General features: G+C 30.8%; 23 protein-coding genes. 11 read left to right on the forward strand and 12 right to left on the reverse strand.

The genetic code is table 11. The features are described from left to right. Positions 1-117 precede the first annotated feature (117 nt). Positions 118-1,461: an NADP-specific glutamate dehydrogenase gene (gdhA, locus tag ACLII3_RS05555; RefSeq protein ID WP_412987156.1), complete on the reverse strand. Its 1,344-nt coding sequence runs from the start codon at positions 1,459-1,461 to the stop codon at positions 118-120. A gap of 233 nt (positions 1,462-1,694) precedes the next feature. On the opposite strand from gdhA, the gene ACLII3_RS05560 reads away from it, so the two are divergent. Continuing rightward, a complete protein-coding gene (locus ACLII3_RS05560; protein WP_412987894.1) occupies positions 1,695-2,480 on the forward strand; it encodes a THC0290_0291 family protein in 786 nt (261 codons plus the stop codon). A 58-nt stretch (positions 2,481-2,538) separates the two neighbouring features. On the opposite strand, the gene ACLII3_RS05565 is transcribed toward ACLII3_RS05560, so the two are convergent. Next, positions 2,539-3,678: a cystathionine gamma-synthase gene (locus ACLII3_RS05565; RefSeq protein ID WP_412987158.1), complete on the reverse strand. Its 1,140-nt coding sequence runs from the start codon at positions 3,676-3,678 to the stop codon at positions 2,539-2,541. Between the two features lie 94 nt (positions 3,679-3,772). Between ACLII3_RS05565 and ACLII3_RS05570 the strand changes: the two genes are divergently transcribed. After that, positions 3,773-4,480, forward strand: coding sequence for a PdaC/SigV domain-containing protein (locus ACLII3_RS05570; RefSeq protein WP_412987160.1), 708 nt, complete (start codon positions 3,773-3,775; stop codon positions 4,478-4,480). Here the strand turns inward: ACLII3_RS05570 and ACLII3_RS05575 are convergent, their stop codons facing one another. Continuing rightward, positions 4,481-4,936, reverse strand: coding sequence for a DinB family protein (locus ACLII3_RS05575; protein ID WP_412987162.1), 456 nt, complete (start codon positions 4,934-4,936; stop codon positions 4,481-4,483). A 52-nt stretch (positions 4,937-4,988) separates the two neighbouring features. On the opposite strand from ACLII3_RS05575, the gene ACLII3_RS05580 reads away from it, so the two are divergent. After that, positions 4,989-5,336, forward strand: coding sequence for an arsenate reductase family protein (locus ACLII3_RS05580; protein WP_412987164.1), 348 nt, complete (start codon positions 4,989-4,991; stop codon positions 5,334-5,336). Between the two features lie 101 nt (positions 5,337-5,437). After that, positions 5,438-6,592 (forward strand): hypothetical protein, encoded by a 1,155-nt coding sequence (locus ACLII3_RS05585; RefSeq protein WP_412987166.1) that lies wholly within the window; start codon positions 5,438-5,440, stop codon positions 6,590-6,592. Between the two features lie 27 nt (positions 6,593-6,619). Here the strand turns inward: ACLII3_RS05585 and ACLII3_RS05590 are convergent, their stop codons facing one another. Together ACLII3_RS05590 and ACLII3_RS05595 are read right to left on the reverse strand one after the other, a co-directional pair. After that, entirely contained in the window at positions 6,620-7,057 is a 438-nt protein-coding gene (locus ACLII3_RS05590; RefSeq protein WP_412987168.1) for a DUF1761 domain-containing protein, read from the reverse strand. Between the two features lie 66 nt (positions 7,058-7,123). Then, positions 7,124-7,600 carry an acyl-CoA thioesterase gene (locus ACLII3_RS05595; RefSeq protein ID WP_412987170.1) on the reverse strand — a complete coding sequence of 159 codons (477 nt, stop codon included), beginning with the start codon at positions 7,598-7,600 and terminating at the stop codon, positions 7,124-7,126. Between the two features lie 102 nt (positions 7,601-7,702). On the opposite strand from ACLII3_RS05595, the gene ACLII3_RS05600 reads away from it, so the two are divergent. The 3 genes from ACLII3_RS05600 to nadD are packed head-to-tail and all read left to right on the forward strand — an operon-like array spanning position 7,703 to position 9,717. Further along, positions 7,703-8,560 (forward strand): YicC/YloC family endoribonuclease, encoded by an 858-nt coding sequence (locus tag ACLII3_RS05600; RefSeq protein ID WP_412987172.1) that lies wholly within the window; start codon positions 7,703-7,705, stop codon positions 8,558-8,560. 3 nt (positions 8,561-8,563) lie between these two features. Continuing rightward, complete coding sequence (gene gmk, locus ACLII3_RS05605; RefSeq protein ID WP_412987174.1) at positions 8,564-9,136, forward strand: guanylate kinase; 573 nt, start codon at positions 8,564-8,566, stop codon at positions 9,134-9,136. A gap of 2 nt (positions 9,137-9,138) precedes the next feature. Next, positions 9,139-9,717 (forward strand): nicotinate (nicotinamide) nucleotide adenylyltransferase, encoded by a 579-nt coding sequence (nadD, locus tag ACLII3_RS05610; RefSeq protein WP_412987176.1) that lies wholly within the window; start codon positions 9,139-9,141, stop codon positions 9,715-9,717. 47 nt (positions 9,718-9,764) lie between these two features. Here the strand turns inward: nadD and ACLII3_RS05615 are convergent, their stop codons facing one another. From ACLII3_RS05615 to ACLII3_RS05625, 3 genes are all read right to left on the reverse strand, one after another. After that, positions 9,765-10,394, reverse strand: coding sequence for a hypothetical protein (locus tag ACLII3_RS05615; RefSeq protein ID WP_412987178.1), 630 nt, complete (start codon positions 10,392-10,394; stop codon positions 9,765-9,767). A 171-nt stretch (positions 10,395-10,565) separates the two neighbouring features. Beyond that, positions 10,566-11,066 carry a peptidoglycan-binding protein LysM gene (gene lysM, locus ACLII3_RS05620; RefSeq protein WP_412987179.1) on the reverse strand — a complete coding sequence of 167 codons (501 nt, stop codon included), beginning with the start codon at positions 11,064-11,066 and terminating at the stop codon, positions 10,566-10,568. 201 nt (positions 11,067-11,267) lie between these two features. Beyond that, entirely contained in the window at positions 11,268-12,212 is a 945-nt protein-coding gene (locus ACLII3_RS05625; RefSeq protein ID WP_412987181.1) for a nicotinic acid mononucleotide adenyltransferase, read from the reverse strand. A gap of 131 nt (positions 12,213-12,343) precedes the next feature. Here ACLII3_RS05625 and ACLII3_RS05630 point away from each other — a divergent pair, with 131 nt between their 5' ends. Further along, entirely contained in the window at positions 12,344-13,345 is a 1,002-nt protein-coding gene (locus ACLII3_RS05630; RefSeq protein ID WP_412987183.1) for an NAD(P)H-dependent glycerol-3-phosphate dehydrogenase, read from the forward strand. Between the two features lie 183 nt (positions 13,346-13,528). Here ACLII3_RS05630 and ACLII3_RS05635 read toward each other — a convergent pair whose 3' ends face one another. From ACLII3_RS05635 to ACLII3_RS05645, 3 genes are all read right to left on the reverse strand, one after another. After that, entirely contained in the window at positions 13,529-13,924 is a 396-nt protein-coding gene (locus ACLII3_RS05635; protein ID WP_412987185.1) for a hypothetical protein, read from the reverse strand. Positions 13,925-13,987: 63 nt separating this feature from the next. Then, a complete protein-coding gene (gene pheS / locus ACLII3_RS05640; RefSeq protein WP_412987186.1) occupies positions 13,988-15,007 on the reverse strand; it encodes a phenylalanine--tRNA ligase subunit alpha in 1,020 nt (339 codons plus the stop codon). 38 nt (positions 15,008-15,045) lie between these two features. Further along, positions 15,046-15,402 (reverse strand): hypothetical protein, encoded by a 357-nt coding sequence (locus ACLII3_RS05645; protein ID WP_412987188.1) that lies wholly within the window; start codon positions 15,400-15,402, stop codon positions 15,046-15,048. Positions 15,403-15,533: 131 nt separating this feature from the next. On the opposite strand from ACLII3_RS05645, the gene ACLII3_RS05650 reads away from it, so the two are divergent. The 3 genes from ACLII3_RS05650 (at position 15,534) to ACLII3_RS05660 (ending at position 16,831) form a co-directional block, all read left to right on the forward strand. Then, complete coding sequence (locus ACLII3_RS05650) at positions 15,534-16,046, forward strand: CvpA family protein (RefSeq protein WP_412987189.1); 513 nt, start codon at positions 15,534-15,536, stop codon at positions 16,044-16,046. A gap of 49 nt (positions 16,047-16,095) precedes the next feature. Further along, on the forward strand, positions 16,096-16,602 hold the full coding sequence (locus ACLII3_RS05655) for a ferritin (RefSeq protein WP_412987191.1): 507 nt from the start codon (positions 16,096-16,098) through the stop codon (positions 16,600-16,602). Between the two features lie 85 nt (positions 16,603-16,687). Then, positions 16,688-16,831 (forward strand): hypothetical protein, encoded by a 144-nt coding sequence (locus ACLII3_RS05660; protein WP_412987192.1) that lies wholly within the window; start codon positions 16,688-16,690, stop codon positions 16,829-16,831. A 69-nt stretch (positions 16,832-16,900) separates the two neighbouring features. Here ACLII3_RS05660 and ACLII3_RS05665 read toward each other — a convergent pair whose 3' ends face one another. Then, a complete protein-coding gene (locus ACLII3_RS05665; RefSeq protein WP_412987194.1) occupies positions 16,901-17,530 on the reverse strand; it encodes a carbonic anhydrase family protein in 630 nt (209 codons plus the stop codon). Positions 17,531-17,539: the final 9 nt, after the last annotated feature.

Consider the following 17,539-nt stretch of genomic DNA (forward strand, 5'->3'; position numbering starts at 1 on the left):
AAATAAAATTAATCTTCAAATATATTTATTACTAACGACAATTATATGCTTATCATATGTTTAAATAAAAAAAGCCTTCAATAAATTGAAGGCTTCTATCTATTTTAATTCTTAAAATTAAACAACTCCTTGAGCTAACATTGCATCTGCTACTTTAACAAATCCAGCAATATTTGCTCCTCTTACGTAATCAATTGATCCATCATCATTTGTTCCGTATTTAGCACAAGAAGCATGGATATCTGCCATAATTTGTTTCAATTTAGCATCTACCTCTTCTCTTGTCCAGTTATAACGTAATGAGTTTTGGCTCATTTCTAAACCAGAAACTGCCACACCACCAGCATTTGATGCTTTTCCTGGTGCAAATAATATTTGCTTTTCGTGGAATGTTGCAATAGCTTCTGGTGTTGAAGGCATATTTGCTCCTTCAGAAACACATACACATCCATTTTCTACTAATGTTTTTGCATCTTCACCGTTTAACTCATTTTGAGTTGCACATGGTAATGCAATATCACATTTTACAGACCAAGGTGTTGCTCCTTTAACAAATGTTGCGTTAGGATATTTTTCAACATATTCGTGAATTCTACCTCTCTTAACATTCTTTAACTCCATTACAAAAGCAAGTTTCTCAGCATCAATTCCATCAGCATCATAAATGTATCCTGAAGAGTCAGACATTGTTACTACTTTTCCGCCTAATTCAGTAGCTTTTTCAGTAGCATATTGTGCAACGTTTCCTGATCCAGAAACTGTTACAATTTTTCCTTCAAAAGATTGATTTTGTGTTGCCAACATATTTTGAGCAAAATATACGTTTCCATATCCTGTTGCTTCAGGTCTAATTAAAGATCCTCCCCAAGTTGCTCCTTTACCTGTTAAAACTCCAGTAAATTCGTTTCTTAGTTTTTTATACATTCCAAACATAAACCCAATTTCTCTTCCTCCAACTCCAATATCTCCAGCTGGAACATCTGTATTAGGGCCAATATGTCTAAATAATTCACTCATAAACGCGTGACAAAAACGCATTATTTCGTTGTCAGATTTACCTTTAGGGTCAAAGTCACTTCCTCCTTTTCCTCCACCCATTGGTAAAGTTGTTAAACTGTTTTTAAACACTTGTTCAAAAGCTAAAAACTTTAAAATGCTTAAGTTTACAGTTGGATGAAAACGCAACCCTCCTTTATAAGGCCCAATAGCAGAATTCATTTGAATTCTATAACCTCTATTAACTTGAACCACTCCGTTGTCATCTACCCAATTTACTCTAAACATAATTGCTCTTTCTGGCTCAACCATTCTAAGTAAGATGTTTTTACCGTGGTAAATGTCATTTTTAACAATATAAGGAATCACGGTTTCCGCAACTTCTTCTACAGCTTGTAAGAACTCTGGTTCATGACCATTTCTCTCTTTAACAAGGTCCATGAACGCGTCAATTTTATCTTTCATATAATTGAATTTGAAGTAAATATAATATTAGGATATAAATCCACCGCAAATATACATTATCTTTAAAAAAAACACTTCATTTTTTTTAAATTCATAATAGATAATACTTTAATTGCGTTGTAATTATTAATATGACAGTAAAAATACCACTAAAGCTACATTATTCTTAATTTGATTGTTAGTTGAAGTTTTATATATTTGTTGTCAGATAGCCTCAAAAAATTAATCATATCATACTTAATTTGAAACAATTAGCCACAATTTTTTTATTCATTCTAGGGATTAATTTTAGTTACTCCCAACTAGGTTTTTCGCATGAAATAGGAGTTATCACTGGCCCCGTTGCTTTTCAATCAGATTTTGGGGTTCGTAAAGACTTTGAAACTAACGCTGGAAATACTGGAATTGGTATTGGAATTGTTCATTATATTAATTTTGCATACAGAGCAGATTGTAATTGTTATTCTGCAGACACTTATTTTAACGATCACTTTAAATTAAGAAGTGAAATATCTTGGAATAAAACCACCTTAAATCATTTTGGTAAATGGGTTGACCCTTCTCGAACTACCGCTGCTGCAGACAAACTTAGAGCACATGCTGGAGAGGCAAACAATTTTGATATAGGAATGCAGATTGAATATTTCCCTAAAAGTATTCGTTCATTTCAAGCATTTAGCTATTCGTTTGCTCCTTTTGTGAGTTTAGGAGCTCACTATGTTTCATATAGCCCGAAAGCAAGTACTACATATGGAGATGGAAATATTGCTAATGCAAATAATTTCTATCCATTTTGGGAACCTGGTTCTATCGACCCTTCTGGAGGCGATACTTGGTCTATTGTAAGTAGTGTTGGTGTTCGTTATAAATTAACACCTTTATCTGATTTAATGTTAGACATGAGATGGCAATATTATTTTAGTAATTGGGTTGATGGTTTAAATCATCAATTAGATTCAAACAAAGCTAACGATTGGTTAGTTTGGTTGAATTTTGGGTATATATACTACTTAGATTAATAATATTATTTTTGATATAATAAAAAAGCTCTTGAAATTTCAAGAGCTTTTTTATTTGTTATCCTAAGGCTTGCTTTAAATCGTTTATTAAATCTTCCTCATCTTCAATACCAACACTTAAGCGTATTAAAGAATCTACAACACCTGTTTTTTCTCTTTCCTCTTTAGGGATACTCGCGTGTGTCATACTTGCTGGATGTCCAGCTAAGGATTCAACACCTCCTAAAGATTCAGCTAAAGTGAAAATTTTAAGATTCTCAACAACCTTAATAGCCTCTTCGTAGTTATTCCCTTTTGTTGTAAAAGAAATCATTCCTCCAAAATCATCCATTTGTGCTTTGGCAACTTCATGGTTTGGATGCGATTCAAACCCAGGCCAATATACTTTTTCTACTTTTGGGTGGTTTACTAAATATTGAGCTACAGCTTTTCCATTTTCACAATGACGTTGCATTCTAATGTGTAAAGTTTTTATACCTCTTAACACTAAAAAGCTATCTTGAGGTCCACAAACTGCACCACTAGCATTTTGAATAAAGTATAACTTGTCTGCAATCTCTTTATCTTTTACTATTAATGCTCCCATTACTACATCACTATGACCTCCTAAATATTTTGTAGCTGAATGCATAACAATATCAGCTCCTAAATCTAAAGGTCTTTGTAAATAAGGTGTTGCAAACGTATTATCTACAGCTAATAAAACTTTGTGTTTTTTAGCAACTGCTGATACACTTTTAATATCGATAATATTCATCATTGGGTTTGTTGGAGTTTCAACCCAAATTAGTTTAGTATTTTCGTTTACATATTCTTCAATCTTATCAGCGTTTTCCATTCCAACAAAATGGAACTTAATCCCAAATTTTTCAAAAACACTTGTGAATAAACGATAAGTACCTCCATACAAATCATTAGTAGAAATTACTTCATCACCTGGTTGTAAAAGCTTAATTACAGCATCTATTGCTGCTAAACCTGATCCAAATGCTAATCCATGATTACCATTTTCAATACTTGCAAAAGCATTTTCTAATGCGTTTCTAGTAGGGTTATGTGTTCTAGAATATTCATAGCCCTTATGTCCTCCTGGAGTACTTTGAGCATATGTTGACGTTTGATATATTGGAGGCATTACAGAGCCATAAGCTTTGTCATGCTCTTGTCCTCCATGTATTGTTTTTGTATTAAATTTCATCTTAAAAAAATTATGCAACAAATTTAGTTTTTAATTCGTTGTATTCAAATGTATACAATATCTTTAGTATATATTATTCTTAATACTTACAACTATGAAACAGTTTTTTGTTGCTTTACTAATTTTTGGCTTCATTTTTTCTTGCTCAGAAGAAAATACTAAACTTACTTTCATTGAAGTCAATTCACTTAAAAATGACAACGCTGTTATTGAAATAAATATTCCTAAAGCCAATGGGAATTCTCAAATTGCTAAAAATATCAATTCAAAAATTGAAAATCATATAGCAAATATGTTAGTATTTTTAGAAGAAGATTCGGATACTTTATCCTTAGATTTTGCTATCAAATCTTTTGATACTGAATATGCGTCTTTTAAGGAAGGTTTCACAGACAGTGCTTTAGTTTGGGATGCCTCTTTTGATGGCGAAGTTACATACCAATCATCTAGTTTAACTTCAATACCTATAACTAGCTATATTAACTCTGGAGGTGCACATGGTAATACAAACATAACTTTTTTCAATTTTGACACTAATGGTAGTGTTATTGAAAACAACGATTTGTTTTTAGATAAAGACGCATTTATTAAAGTTGCCAAAACTTACTTTATTGAAGAAGTGAAAGACACTAATGTTGACCAACATTACATCGATAATTTTGAATTACCAGCAAATATTGGGTTTAATGACGAAGGTGTTATTCTATTCTATAATGTTTACGAAATTGCTTCGTATGCAGATGGATTTACAGAATTTACAATTCCCTTTGAAGAGGTTGAAAACTTCTTAAAAATAGAATAATTAAATACCTTTTCGCATTGCCAAAATATATCCTAAATGGATACCTTCATGGTAATTATTAAAAGCCATAGCATCCTCAAAAGATGTTAATGTGCTACCTGTTGATGTTGTATATGCATTATACTCTTTAAATAAATCATTAGCATAATCTTCCTTAGTTTGCTCAACTGATGAAAATAGCATCGTTTTTATTTCAGCTATTTCTTCTGCAGACACATAAGCTTCCGTTTTAGTGCCTTTTTTATAAGCTTCAACAAAAGTCTCATCTACTCGCATTGGTATTCCAGATAATTTATATGTCAACAATTGTTGAGTAGCTATTAAATGAGCAATATTCCATATTATATTATTATTAAATCCTTTAGGAACCTCGTTTAATTGTTCTACCGAGTAATTCTCTAAAAACGAAACCATGAGTTTTCTGTTTTTTTCTAAAATATCAAATGTCCAGTTCATTATATCTTTTTGTAAAAATTGATTTTCTTTGTAAAATTAATAACTCTAGGCAATGAAAAAAATATACTACCTTAAAACTTGTAACACATGTATGCGGATTCTTAAAGAGCTTAATCCATCTTCAGAATTCTTACTTCAAGACATAAAAGAGACTCCTATTACTGTAAAACAACTTGAAGAAATGCATAATCTTTCTGGAAATTATGAAGCTTTATTTAGCAAACGAGCTAAATTATATAAAGAGATGGATTTAAAAAACCAAAGTCTTGAAGAGCGTGACTACAAACAATATATTTTAGAGCATTATACATTTTTAAAACGTCCAGTAATAATTAATAACAACACTATTTTTATTGGAAATAGTAAAAAAACAATAGAAGCTGCCAAAATAGCTATGTAATAAAGAGCTATTCCTTAAATTTTGTTAAACTTTTTAAAGCTTTATGCCTTTTTTAAAACAGTTTACTTAGTTTAGAAAAAAACAACGACTAATAGAGCACAATGACTAATTTACAAACAACCACTTATAGCTCTGTTAGCGATATTGATGCTAATTATTGGTCTACAATAAACCCAATAAAAAACACCTACTTTTCTCCTGACTTTTTAATGGCATTTGAAAACTCAAATCCCAATATAAAGTTTAAGTATATCATTGTTAAAAATAACATTGAGGCTTTAGCTATTGCCCTTGTGCAAACTATTGAACTTAATGTAGATGTTATTTTAAAAAACATTAGACTTCCCAATTTTTTACGACGTTTTTTGCATTCACTATTCTGTAATGACCATATTCATATTATGTTTTGTGGAAACATTTTTTTAAGTGGAGAGCATGGTATTTTAATTAATCCCGAAGCAAATAAAAATAATGTGATTAAAGCTATTGGATTAGAACTAAATACTATTGCAAAACAAACAAAACCCTTGCATGCTATTTTTGTGAAAGATTTTATTGAAGATTCTAGACAATATACAGATCAATTAGAAAATCATGGTTTTATTCCAATGCATGTAGAACCAAATATGATTATTGCTTTGGACAAAAACTGGGAATCGTTTGACGACTATAAAAAAGCATTAAAATCAAAATACCGCGTCAAGGTTAATAAAGCTGATAAAACCAGTTCTAAATTAGAAGTACGATTGTTTACTGAAACTGATTTTGCTACTTATAAAGATGAATTACAAAAACTGTATGAAAACACCATTGCAAATGCCAACTTTAATGCGCAAGTATTAAACTTAAATACCTATATAGCACTTAGAAAAACATATCAAGAAAACTTTATAGTAAAAGCCTATTTTTTAGAAGGTAAGCTTGTTGGTTTTTTATCTGCTTTAGCAAATAACCATCATCTTGATGCTCATTTTATCGGTTTAGATTATTCGTTAAATAAAGAGTGTGCAATTTATCCAAGAATACTAAATGACTACGTTAGATTAGGTATAGAAAAGAATGCTAATTATATAAATTTTGGAAGAACAGCGTCTGAAATAAAAACTACTGTAGGTGCAGCACCAACAGAACTTACATGCTACATAAAACACAAACGACCATTTATAAATGCTTTAATAAAACCATTTATAAAGCGTATTCAAATAAAAGAGTTTAAACAACACTTTCCTTTTAAAAATAAAAAAGAGGCTAAATAGCCTCTTTTTTATTTTTTATCTTTTTATCTATGTCCAAGCATTAATAATGCCTCCCATTAACGCCATTGTTACTACCCAGTACCCAACATTAATCAAAACGTATTTGGCCGATTTCATTTCAAATAATGCATTTGTTGCAAATACAGGAAGTACTATAAACAATGCCAACATAGCGCCATGTAATGCACCATGTTTAAAGGTCATAAAAGGTTCTGTTCCATGAGGGTCTTCAGGGGAACCTCCAAAGAAAACTGTAGGCCAAATCATAAAAGCAATTAAAAATGCAAATACAACTGCTAATCCATAAGTTTTGGCAGGATTCATTGTTTTTGCTTTTTCTTCAGTCATGCCTGTTTCTTTCATCCAAGCAGTTCCAAAAACTTTTGGGTTATACCAAATAAACCCAGTAACTAAAGGTAAAATTGAGGCAGCAACTATTGCTAGCCAATTAATGTCCATGTCCATAATATTAATTTATTAGTTAGTATATTATGGTATTAATTTACTGAAAAATAATTTATTAGCGTTTTTCTAATGCAAATCAACTGGTCGCTTTCCAAATTTTCGTGTGTCTTCTTTGGTAAGAATTTTAAAGTCTTTAGCTTTTGGAAACTTGTGTATTATCTTTAATACTTCTTCTGGCACATTACCCAATTTTCTTGTTTTTATATCTATAAAAGAAAATAACATCTCACTATAAGCTAAGTTTTTACCTTCAGCATCATAAAAGTTATGTTCTATTTCCACAAAGCGTCCATCCTCACTATAGCCTTTTACTTCTAAACTTACAGTAATAGGTTTTCCTATCAATATTTCTCTAAAATAGTATATGTGCTCATACAAAGCTACAGGACCTAAGCCATAAGTATTCATTGTTTCCATTCCCATTCCCATTTCTTTAAAAAAGGACATACGTGTATGACTTAAATAGTCTATATATGTTGAATTTCCTAAATGCTGATTAGCATCCATATCGCTCCATCTTATCTCAAACTGCTTTGTAAACATTTACTTATTTTTTGGTAAAAATACAGTTTTTAGTTTCACCATATTAATACTTAATTTACTTAAGTGTTTTCTTTATCTTTGTGCAACTTTTAAAATATCAGAATGATACAATCCATGACAGGTTATGGTAAATGTGTACTACAATTACCAACCAAAAAGATTTCTATCGAGATAAAATCTTTAAACAGCAAAAGCTTAGACTTAAATGTGCGAATGCCATCAATTTATAGAGAAAAGGAACTAAGTATTCGTAAAAATATTGCTTCTGCATTAAATCGTGGAAAAATTGACTTTTCATTATACATGGAAATTACTGGTGAGGAAACTACAACCTCTGTTAACGAGCCTGTAGTAAAAAAATACATGAGTCAATTAAAAAATGTTGTTGATGGTGATGCTACTGAATTACTTAAAATGGCTGTGAGAATGCCAGATGCATTAAGTACAGATCGTGATGAAATTGACAAAGAAGAATGGAAAGCTATTGAAAATGAAATAGCATCTGCACTACAAAAAATAAACACTTACAGAAGTGAAGAAGGATTAGCTTTAGAAACAGATTTTAAAAAACGTATTGCAAACATTGATGCTTTATTAAATGACGTTATTAAAATGGACCCTGAACGTGTTGAAGGTGTTCGTGAACGTTTAAGAAAAGGAATTGCTGATATTAAAGAAAAAGTAGACGAAAACAGATTTGAACAAGAACTTGTTTATTATATTGAGAAGTTTGATATTACTGAAGAAAAAGTACGTCTACATAACCATTTAGAGTATTTTATCAAGACCTTAGATTCTAATGAATCTAACGGAAAGAAACTTGGTTTTATTGGTCAAGAAATGGGAAGGGAAATAAATACTATTGGATCAAAATCTAATTATGCTCCTATGCAAAAATTAGTAGTGCAAATGAAAGACGAACTAGAAAAAATAAAAGAACAATTACTAAACGTACTTTAAGCCATGAATAAAGGAAAATTAATTGTTTTTTCAGCTCCTTCTGGTTCAGGTAAAACAACTATTGTTAGGCATTTATTACAACAAGAAGAACTAAACTTAGAGTTTTCAATATCTGCTACTTCAAGAGCTCCAAGAGGAGAAGAGGTTGACGCTAAAGACTACTATTTTTTATCTGCAAAAGAGTTTAAAAATAAGATTAAGAGCGATGAATTTTTAGAATGGGAAGAAGTATATCATGATAATTTTTATGGCACATTAAAAACAGAAGTTGAACGCATTTGGGCTCAAGGTAAACATGTAATTTTTGATATAGATGTATCAGGAGGATTACGTATTAAACGAAAGTTTCCTGAAGAAACGATAGCTGTTTTTGTAAAACCTCCAAGTATAGATGAGTTAAAAATTCGTTTAAAAAAACGTAAAACTGAGAGTGAAGATAAAATTAAAATGCGTGTTGCAAAAGCATCAGCTGAGTTAGCAACTGCTCCTTTATTTGATGAAATTGTAGTTAACAAAAATTTAGAAGAAGCATTAGTTGACGCCTATTCATTAGTGTCAAATTTTATAAATAAATAACCATGAAAATTGGACTATATTTTGGTACATTTAATCCTATTCATGTAGGTCATTTAACCATTGCTAATCATGTGGCTGAATTTAGCGATTTGGATCAAGTATGGTTTATTGTAACACCACATAGTCCATTTAAAAAGAAAAACACTTTACTAGATGATTACCAACGTTTAGAAATGGTATATCAAGCTACCAAATCGTACGATAAGTTACAACCTAGTGATATTGAATTTAAGCTACCTCAACCTAACTACACTATTAATACTTTAGTGCATTTGGAAGAAAAATATCCTAAGCATGAATTTGCCTTAATTATGGGAGAGGATAATTTAAAAAGCTTTCATAAGTGGAAAAACTATGAACTAATTTTACATAATTATAGTTTATATGTTTATCCTAGAATTAGCAAAGGCAAAGTAGATACACAATTTGATGATCATCCAAAAATAACAAAGGTTGATGCTCCTATTATGGAATTATCATCAACCTTTATTAGAAAAGCTATTAAGGCTGAAAAAAATGTAAGACCAATGCTACCTCACGAGGTTTGGACTTATATTGACGAAATGAATTTTTATAAATAAAAAAAGGCTAGTTATATAACTAGCCTTTTTTTATTTATACTATTTTTTTATTTCACTGGTGGTTCTTCTTCTTCCTCCTCTTCATCTTCACCTTCTTTCTCTCCCTCAACATCACAATCAGACAATAAAGCTTCTACATACATTGCCCAACTATTTCCATCGAACTCTGGCCCTTCTGCCCAAGCTGTTTCACCTCCGGTAGGTCCAACAACCTCTGCATGTGCTGCAAAGCAATAGTTTTCATCTAATGCAGATTTATCAATCATATATACAACTTCATTAACTCCAGAAGAGTGATTAGTAGAATGTTCAAAATGACCAATCTTTGGATTTCCTGATCCAGTTGTAGGAATTGTTTGTTCTGCACAGTTACCAATACTTAAATGTGTTGCATCAATTGACCAATCACTATTAGTACTATAAGTAATAATTAAATTATCACCATCTACATCTACGCTAACAGTTCCTGCTATATGATTTTGGCCAGCAATTAAATTAGTGGTCATACATGGTTCATCTAATGAGGCTCTAGACATATCATTTCCTGTTTTAACAAACTCTGAAACTCTAAAATTTGGATTTACTCTTAATTCCTCTTGGTTATTGTTTGTAATAGACTCTGAGCTACAACTAAAAAGCACTAATATTATAGCTGACAATAATGTAACTTTTCTCATAATAAAAATATATTTAGTAGGTTATAACTTCAATCTACAATATAAATCTTTAAAATGTATAATTTTTTCGACGAAAAACATTTTTAAGTAAGCTTAAACTTACTTTTAATAAATTGACATTAAAAAAACCTGCAAAATGCAGGTTTTTAGACTTTTAAAATAATTTAAAAATTATTCTTCAATATGAGGAATACGTAATACTTGTCCTGGATAAATTAAATCTGGATCTTTAAGCATTGGCTTATTAGCTTCAAAAATCACTGGATACTTCATCGCATTACCATAATATGTCTTTGCTATTTTTCCTAATGTATCTCCACTCTCAACAGTATGAAACTTAGCTTCTGGTTCTACATTTTCAACAGTCATCTGGTCATCAACAGTTGCAATTCCTGCCGAATTACCAACAACTAACACCACTTTTTCTTTAGTTGCTTGATCGTAAGCTGCTCCAGTAATAGTAGCTGTATCATTAGCTATATGGATATTTAAATTTTCTACTTCTAATTGTAAATCTCTAACAGTTTCTTCTAAGTTTGATGCTGCAGTTGCTTCGGCTTTTAGTTTTGCCTCGGCTGCTGCCGCAGCGGCTTCAGCTGCCTCTTCTGCATCTGTTTTACCAATTCCAAATACTTTTGCTCCAGCATTTTTAATAAATGAAAAAATCCCCATTGTTATATGTTTTTAAGGTTAATAATTACTAATTGTAAATTTCAAAAAATTTACTTTAAAATCCTATTGACGCTCACAATTAGTATGTTAAGTTATTGTTCTAATTATTTAGACACAAACAGTTAAAAAAAGTCACAAAAAAAGAGACTGCTTAAAAAAGTCTTTTAAGCAGTCTCACAACTAAAATAACCAACCAAAATTCTAGTCTCTTTTACTAACCCTTGGGTTCTCTTTTTTATCTGTTTTTTGTTTACGTAATTTATCTTGAGAAGACTTTGACTTGTCTAAGCTCCCATCTGCCTTACGTAAATACTGGATATATCCTCTTCCTTGGAATTCATAATAAGTTCCAGATGATGGATGATACAGCTCTATTAATCCATCATTTATAACGCTTAATTCAAAGAATTCATTGTCAAAGAAATCATAATCTAGTGTTAAAGTTTTTAGGTAAAAATTATTAGGTACATTTTGTATTCCATAAACTCCTGTGTAGTCCCAATAAATGTTATTTACATTAGCAACATCTACATCTTGTGAACTTCTAAAAGTAGAGTCGTTCCCACCAGCTAAAAACTGTAAATAGTTTTCGTAATCAAATTCATTAATAGCACCTATTTCACTAGTATATACCTTCTCCCAAGCTTCGTATTCCTGTAGGAAATAATGAATATTATCATAAAACACATAATCATAATCAAAATTACTACGTTGGTAACCATGTAAAAAATACGATGTGTCGTTATATGGATTGTATAATTCTATAGTATTATTATCTATTTGATACACATCAAAAGTTTCAAAACCATCTATATTATGGCTTACATCTAAAATCATATCGTATGCATCGTAATAGCCAATATGTATACCATAACCATTACCTTGACTCCCAATACCAACTAAATTATTGTTAGCGTACACATTTCCATTTAAAAACGAAATAGTGAATGCCTTTTGTAAAAAAGGAGTTTGTCCATAACCAACCGTTTGATTAATATCTACATACCATAACTCATAAGAGTTTAATAACTGATTTAAAGAGATTGATGGATTATTATGATAATCATCTTCAATAATATCAATATGGCATGAAGTAAATAATATTGCTACTAAAGCAAATCCCGAAAGTAATTTTAACATCTTCATAAGCTATTCTTTTTACAGTTATATTTTACTAATTTCAAATTGCGTGCCAAAAATGCAAATAACTGGTTTACAATATTGTTTGAAACGTGATATTTTATGTACTTTTGAAATACTAAAATTTTTTATCCTTTATGGCTTCAGAATTAAAATATGCTGTCTTTGGAAGCGGAAGTTGGGCTACTGCAATTGTAAAAATGTTATGTGAGAATCTCGATGAAGTAGGATGGTATATGCGAAGTGTTTATACCAAAGAACACCTTTTAAAAGAACAACATAATCCAAGTTATTTAAGCTCGGTTGAATTTCATTTAGAACAGTTAAAGCTTAGCAACGATATTAATGAAATAGCTGAATATGCAGATGTGCTTATTTTTGTAATTCCATCAGCATTTATTTATACTGAGCTAGAAAAACTTAACGTTGATATTACTAATAAAACTGTAGTATCTGCCGTAAAAGGGATAATACCAGAATCTGGTCTTTTAGTAGGCGAGCATTTTCATGACCACTACAATATTGCTTTTGAAAATATTGGTGTTATTGCTGGTCCTTGTCATGCCGAAGAAGTTGCTTTGGAGCGTTTATCGTATTTAACAATATCGTGTGCTGATGCAAATAAAGCGCAAGAAATAGCAAACCAATTATCGAGTAACTATATTAAAACAAAAATTAGCGATGATATTATTGGTACCGAATATGCCGTAATGCTTAAAAATATTTATGCCATTGCTGCTGGAATTGCGCATGGTTTAGGTTATGGTGATAATTTCCAGAGTGTATTAATGAGTAATGCTATTCGTGAAATGAAGCGTTTTATAAAGAAAATGCACAAGATGAAACGTAACATTAACAACTCTGCGTATTTAGGTGATTTATTAGTAACTGGATACTCTGTGTTTTCTAGAAACCGTATGTTTGGAAACATGATTGGTAAAGGATACACAGTAAAATCGGCACAAATGGAAATGAATATGGTTGCTGAAGGTTATTACGCAACAAAAAGTGCGTTTTTACTCAATCAAAAAAATGAGAAGAAAACTAAATTACCAATAATAAATGCTGTTCATGCAGTTTTATATGAAGGTAAAAATCCTAAAAAAGTATTTAAGAAACTAACTGAGAAGTTGGATTAAATGAGTTACAAACTGACAATTCCAAGAAGTATTTTATTATTACTTTTTATTATTACTGGAATCTTTTCAATTTATAATAAAGGTATAAATAATATGGCTATTTATGAATTACTCATTATCGCATTACTTATATTAAGCTTAATGCTTCCTCTAAATAAAAAGATTAAAGCTCTTTCTAAAAAATTACTTAACTAAAACACCTCTAGCTTCCATAAGAGGAATAGGTTGTAATGCTTTTTCGTTAATGGTGTTTTTTCTAAATACAAACGACTTATCGTACATCTTGTTATCCTCAAAATAAGTTACAATAAACTCGTTGTTTAAAGCCAATACATCTTCTTGCATTAACTCTATTTTAGCATAACTTTTTGGTGGTAACTTTTCTAATTTATGACGCATTGTAGAAGTTGCTCGTTTTTCGTCATAACCTCTAGTCATAATCAGTAGCATCTCTAAATCAACGTCTTTATCATTGATAATGTAAGCATTCCAATCGTCTGTTTTGTAAGTGTCATTATATTCCCTAACAACAGCTATATAAACATTTTCAACCTTTGGTATTTCTATATCCTTTTTCATAATCTCTAGGTGTCATTTCGAGCGCAGTCGAGAAATCTTCTTTTTAAATAGAAATGTTATTATTTACAATGCAGATTTAAATTGCTCTAAGAAACGTACATCGTTTTCACTTAACAAACGAATGTCACTTATTTGGTGTAACAACATCGCTATACGATCTATACCAACACCAAATGCAAATCCTGAATATTCTGTTGGATCGATATTACAATTTTCTAAAACATTTGGATCGACCATACCACAACCTCCAATTTCTAACCATCCAGTTCCTTTGGTAATTTTATAGTCGGTTTCAGTTTCTAATCCCCAATACACATCAATCTCAGCACTAGGCTCAGTAAATGGGAAATAAGAAGGACGCAGCCTAATTTTAGACTTACCAAACATTTCTGTTGTAAAGTATTGTAAGGTTTGCTTAAGGTCGGCAAAACTTACATTCTTATCTATATACAATCCTTCTAATTGGTGAAAAAAACAATGCGAGCGTGCCGAAATAGCTTCATTACGATATACACGACCTGGAGATATTGTACGAATTGGTGGTTTATTGTTTTCCATATAACGTACTTGTACAGAACTTGTATGTGTACGTAATAAAATATCTGGATTTGTTTGAATAAAAAACGTATCCTGCATATCACGTGCAGGATGATATTCTGGTAAATTTAACGCTGTAAAATTATGCCAATCATCTTCAATTTCTGGACCTTCACTAACATTAAATCCTATACGAGAAAAAATATCTATAATTTGATTTTTCACTAAAGAAATTGGATGACGTGCACCTAACTCTATTGGTTCTCCTGGGCGTGATAAATCGCCAAAATTACCTTGCGCTTCCTCATTATTTTCTAATTCAGATTTTAATGCATTTACTTTTTCTTGAGCTGTTGTTTTAAGCTTATTTATAGCTTGACCAAACTCTTTCTTTTGGTCGTTAGCTACATTTCTAAACTCAGCAAAAAACTCATTAAGTAGTCCTTTTTTTCCTAAATATTTAATTCGGAAATCTTCTACTTCTTCTTTAGTTTGTGCTGTAAAAACTTCAGCTTCTTCAATTAGTTCTTTAATCTTATCAATCATGATATCACTTCAAAAATAAAGGGCAAATTTAACAATTCTTATTTTATAAACTCAGCTTCTAGGAAATAGTTTACTATGGCTTCTTTCATTAAAACACTTTGTTCTCCAGCTTTAAGACTTGGAAGTGCTTCTTTAACTTTATAATGTGGCCAACCTTGTTCATCAAAGTAATCAAACTCATAGTATCCATAAGGTTCTAAAAGCCTACAAATACTAATATGCATTAGGTTTACTTTTTCATCTTTTTTAAACTTACGATGTAACTGTCCTAACTCTTGAATACCAATTAAATAAATAATTGCATCTAAATCTAGCACATCACCATCTGCAAATTGATTAGATAACTTATCAACCAATAAATCCCAACGTTCCTTTAACTGTTCATCTCTTGCCATAACGGTTACAAATTTAGTGACTTATAAAATAGTAATGAAACATAAACGTTATATATTAACAAAAGCCAATTTATTACTTGTATGACTAGAAAATTACCTTAATTTTAATCACCTATAAAATTTTGGTTTGTATGGCAGTTATAGATATTGTTTTAGGAGCGTTAATTCTTTTTGGACTAATAAGAGGATTAATGAAAGGCTTATTTGTTGAAGTAGCTTCACTTGTAGCTCTAATAGCTGGAGTTTATGGCGCTATTCACTTTAGTAACTTTGCTGCTGATTTTTTAATGGAACGTGTAGATTGGAATGAAAAAACAATTAACATTACTGCTTTTGCAATTACATTTGTTATTATAGTTCTTGCTATTTCTTTAGCAGGAAAAGCTCTTACAAAGCTTGCTGATTTTGCTGCGCTAGGGTTTTTAAACAAGCTCTTAGGAGCTCTTTTTGGAGGTTTAAAGATAGCTGTTATTTTAAGTGTTGTACTTATGATTTTTGCAAACCTTAATAAAACCATCCCTTTTGTATCTAATGAAGAAATAGAAGATTCAGTACTTTACGAACCTGTAAAATCATTAGTTCCTATGGTTTTTCCAGACTTAGTTAAAGTTTCTAAAGAAGAAACTACAGAAGACCAATCTTAGCCTTTCCATTTATTAAAACTTTAATTATCTTCGTTAAAAATGTTTTTTAATGAATTCAACGATACAAAAATTACTTAACGATCAAATAAAATACGAAGCTAGTGCTTCAATGCAATATTTATCAATGGCATCATGGGCAGATGCTAATGGCTACAATGGTGTTGCCGAATTTTTTTACAACCAATCTGAGGAGGAGCGTTTACATATGACAAAGCTTGTAAAGTTTGTTAACGAACGTAGTGGACAAGTTATAATTCCGCAGTTAGACAAGCCAAAAGATGATTTTAAAACCTTAAACGAACTTTTTGAAACTTTTTTAACAAGCGAAATTTTTGTAACTGAGCAGATAAATAAAATTATATATGAGTGTCTTCAAAAGCAAGATTACAATGTTCATAACTTCATGCAATGGTACGTTACAGAGCAGTTAGAAGAAGAAGCAGTTGCTAGGACATTATTAGATAAACTTACTATTATTGGCAATGACAAATCTGGTCACTATCTATTTGATAGAGATATAAATACCATTGCTAACTCTCAAAGTAACGAGATTTAAAATTTTAACTTATTTTTTACACAAAACCCTTTTCACAAAGGGTTTTTTTATATACTTTTGCGCTTATTTAGATTAAGTAAAAATAATGAGAGTAGAATCAAATGTTATTATTCCCTGTCTAATTGTAGGTGCACCTTGTGCTGTTGCTTGTGGTGATAAAAAGAAAAAGTGCTGTAAGAAATACAAGAAAAAAGGGAAGTCTAATTGCAAACGTTGTCCTAAACTTTAATAATAATTTATAGAATTAAAAAAGCCGCTTTAATAGCGGCTTTTTTAATTCTGTCTAATAATGGTTTTATTATACCATGTCTACTTTTCCAGTGTGTAAGCTATAAACACCTCCAACTATAGATATTTCTCCATTATCTTCCATTTCTTTAAGAATAGGACTCTTTTCTCTAATACGATCAATAGTAAGCTTTACATTGTTCTCTACTGTTTTTGCTACAAAAGTTGCATTAGAAGAATTTGTTTCACCATCAACTTCATCAGCAGATTGTTTTACTGCAGGTAAAATGTTTGAAAGCATATCTGTTATGTTTCCTAGCTCAACACCATCACAAGCAGCTTTTACAGCTCCACATGCTTCATGTCCTAAAACTAATATTAACTTGCTTCCTGCTACTTTACAAGAATACTCTAAACTTCCTAAAATATCAGTGTTTTCAAAGTTACCTGCAACTCTAGCTACAAATACATCACCAATAGCTTGGTCTAAAACAGTTTCTACAGGTACTCTTGAGTCAATACAAGATAATACTGCTGCTTTAGGAAATTGCCCTCCTGTTGTTTGGTTTACTAATGCAGAATTATCTACAGATTGAGTTGCATTTGTTACAAATCTATGATTACCATCTAACAAATCTCTTAATACTGATTGTGGTGTTAGCGTATCTTGAACTTCTTTTGTTATCGCTGTATTTTTCATTTTTATTTT

The organism is Pontimicrobium sp. IMCC45349, from assembly GCF_047219225.1.
In the GTDB taxonomy this organism is placed as follows: Bacteria; Bacteroidota; Bacteroidia; order Flavobacteriales; family Flavobacteriaceae; genus IMCC45349.

Excerpts from the sequence above, each read along its gene's own strand:
- gdhA (WP_412987156.1), bottom strand. The coding sequence starts at position 1,461 with ATGAAAGATAAAATTGACGCGTTCATGGACCTTGTTAAAGAGAGAAAT.
- ACLII3_RS05565 (WP_412987158.1), bottom strand. The coding sequence starts at position 3,678 with ATGAAATTTAATACAAAAACAATACATGGAGGACAAGAGCATGACAAA.
- ACLII3_RS05570 (WP_412987160.1), top strand. The coding sequence starts at position 3,773 with ATGAAACAGTTTTTTGTTGCTTTACTAATTTTTGGCTTCATTTTTTCT.
- ACLII3_RS05575 (WP_412987162.1), bottom strand. The coding sequence starts at position 4,936 with ATGAACTGGACATTTGATATTTTAGAAAAAAACAGAAAACTCATGGTT.
- ACLII3_RS05580 (WP_412987164.1), top strand. The coding sequence starts at position 4,989 with ATGAAAAAAATATACTACCTTAAAACTTGTAACACATGTATGCGGATT.
- ACLII3_RS05585 (WP_412987166.1), top strand. The coding sequence starts at position 5,438 with ATGACTAATTTACAAACAACCACTTATAGCTCTGTTAGCGATATTGAT.
- ACLII3_RS05590 (WP_412987168.1), bottom strand. The coding sequence starts at position 7,057 with ATGGACATGGACATTAATTGGCTAGCAATAGTTGCTGCCTCAATTTTA.
- ACLII3_RS05595 (WP_412987170.1), bottom strand. The coding sequence starts at position 7,600 with ATGTTTACAAAGCAGTTTGAGATAAGATGGAGCGATATGGATGCTAAT.
- ACLII3_RS05600 (WP_412987172.1), top strand. The coding sequence starts at position 7,703 with ATGATACAATCCATGACAGGTTATGGTAAATGTGTACTACAATTACCA.
- gmk (WP_412987174.1), top strand. The coding sequence starts at position 8,564 with ATGAATAAAGGAAAATTAATTGTTTTTTCAGCTCCTTCTGGTTCAGGT.
- nadD (WP_412987176.1), top strand. The coding sequence starts at position 9,139 with ATGAAAATTGGACTATATTTTGGTACATTTAATCCTATTCATGTAGGT.
- ACLII3_RS05615 (WP_412987178.1), bottom strand. The coding sequence starts at position 10,394 with ATGAGAAAAGTTACATTATTGTCAGCTATAATATTAGTGCTTTTTAGT.
- lysM (WP_412987179.1), bottom strand. The coding sequence starts at position 11,066 with ATGGGGATTTTTTCATTTATTAAAAATGCTGGAGCAAAAGTATTTGGA.
- ACLII3_RS05625 (WP_412987181.1), bottom strand. The coding sequence starts at position 12,212 with ATGAAGATGTTAAAATTACTTTCGGGATTTGCTTTAGTAGCAATATTA.
- ACLII3_RS05630 (WP_412987183.1), top strand. The coding sequence starts at position 12,344 with ATGGCTTCAGAATTAAAATATGCTGTCTTTGGAAGCGGAAGTTGGGCT.
- ACLII3_RS05635 (WP_412987185.1), bottom strand. The coding sequence starts at position 13,924 with ATGAAAAAGGATATAGAAATACCAAAGGTTGAAAATGTTTATATAGCT.
- pheS (WP_412987186.1), bottom strand. The coding sequence starts at position 15,007 with ATGATTGATAAGATTAAAGAACTAATTGAAGAAGCTGAAGTTTTTACA.
- ACLII3_RS05645 (WP_412987188.1), bottom strand. The coding sequence starts at position 15,402 with ATGGCAAGAGATGAACAGTTAAAGGAACGTTGGGATTTATTGGTTGAT.
- ACLII3_RS05650 (WP_412987189.1), top strand. The coding sequence starts at position 15,534 with ATGGCAGTTATAGATATTGTTTTAGGAGCGTTAATTCTTTTTGGACTA.
- ACLII3_RS05655 (WP_412987191.1), top strand. The coding sequence starts at position 16,096 with ATGAATTCAACGATACAAAAATTACTTAACGATCAAATAAAATACGAA.
- ACLII3_RS05660 (WP_412987192.1), top strand. The coding sequence starts at position 16,688 with ATGAGAGTAGAATCAAATGTTATTATTCCCTGTCTAATTGTAGGTGCA.
- ACLII3_RS05665 (WP_412987194.1), bottom strand. The coding sequence starts at position 17,530 with ATGAAAAATACAGCGATAACAAAAGAAGTTCAAGATACGCTAACACCA.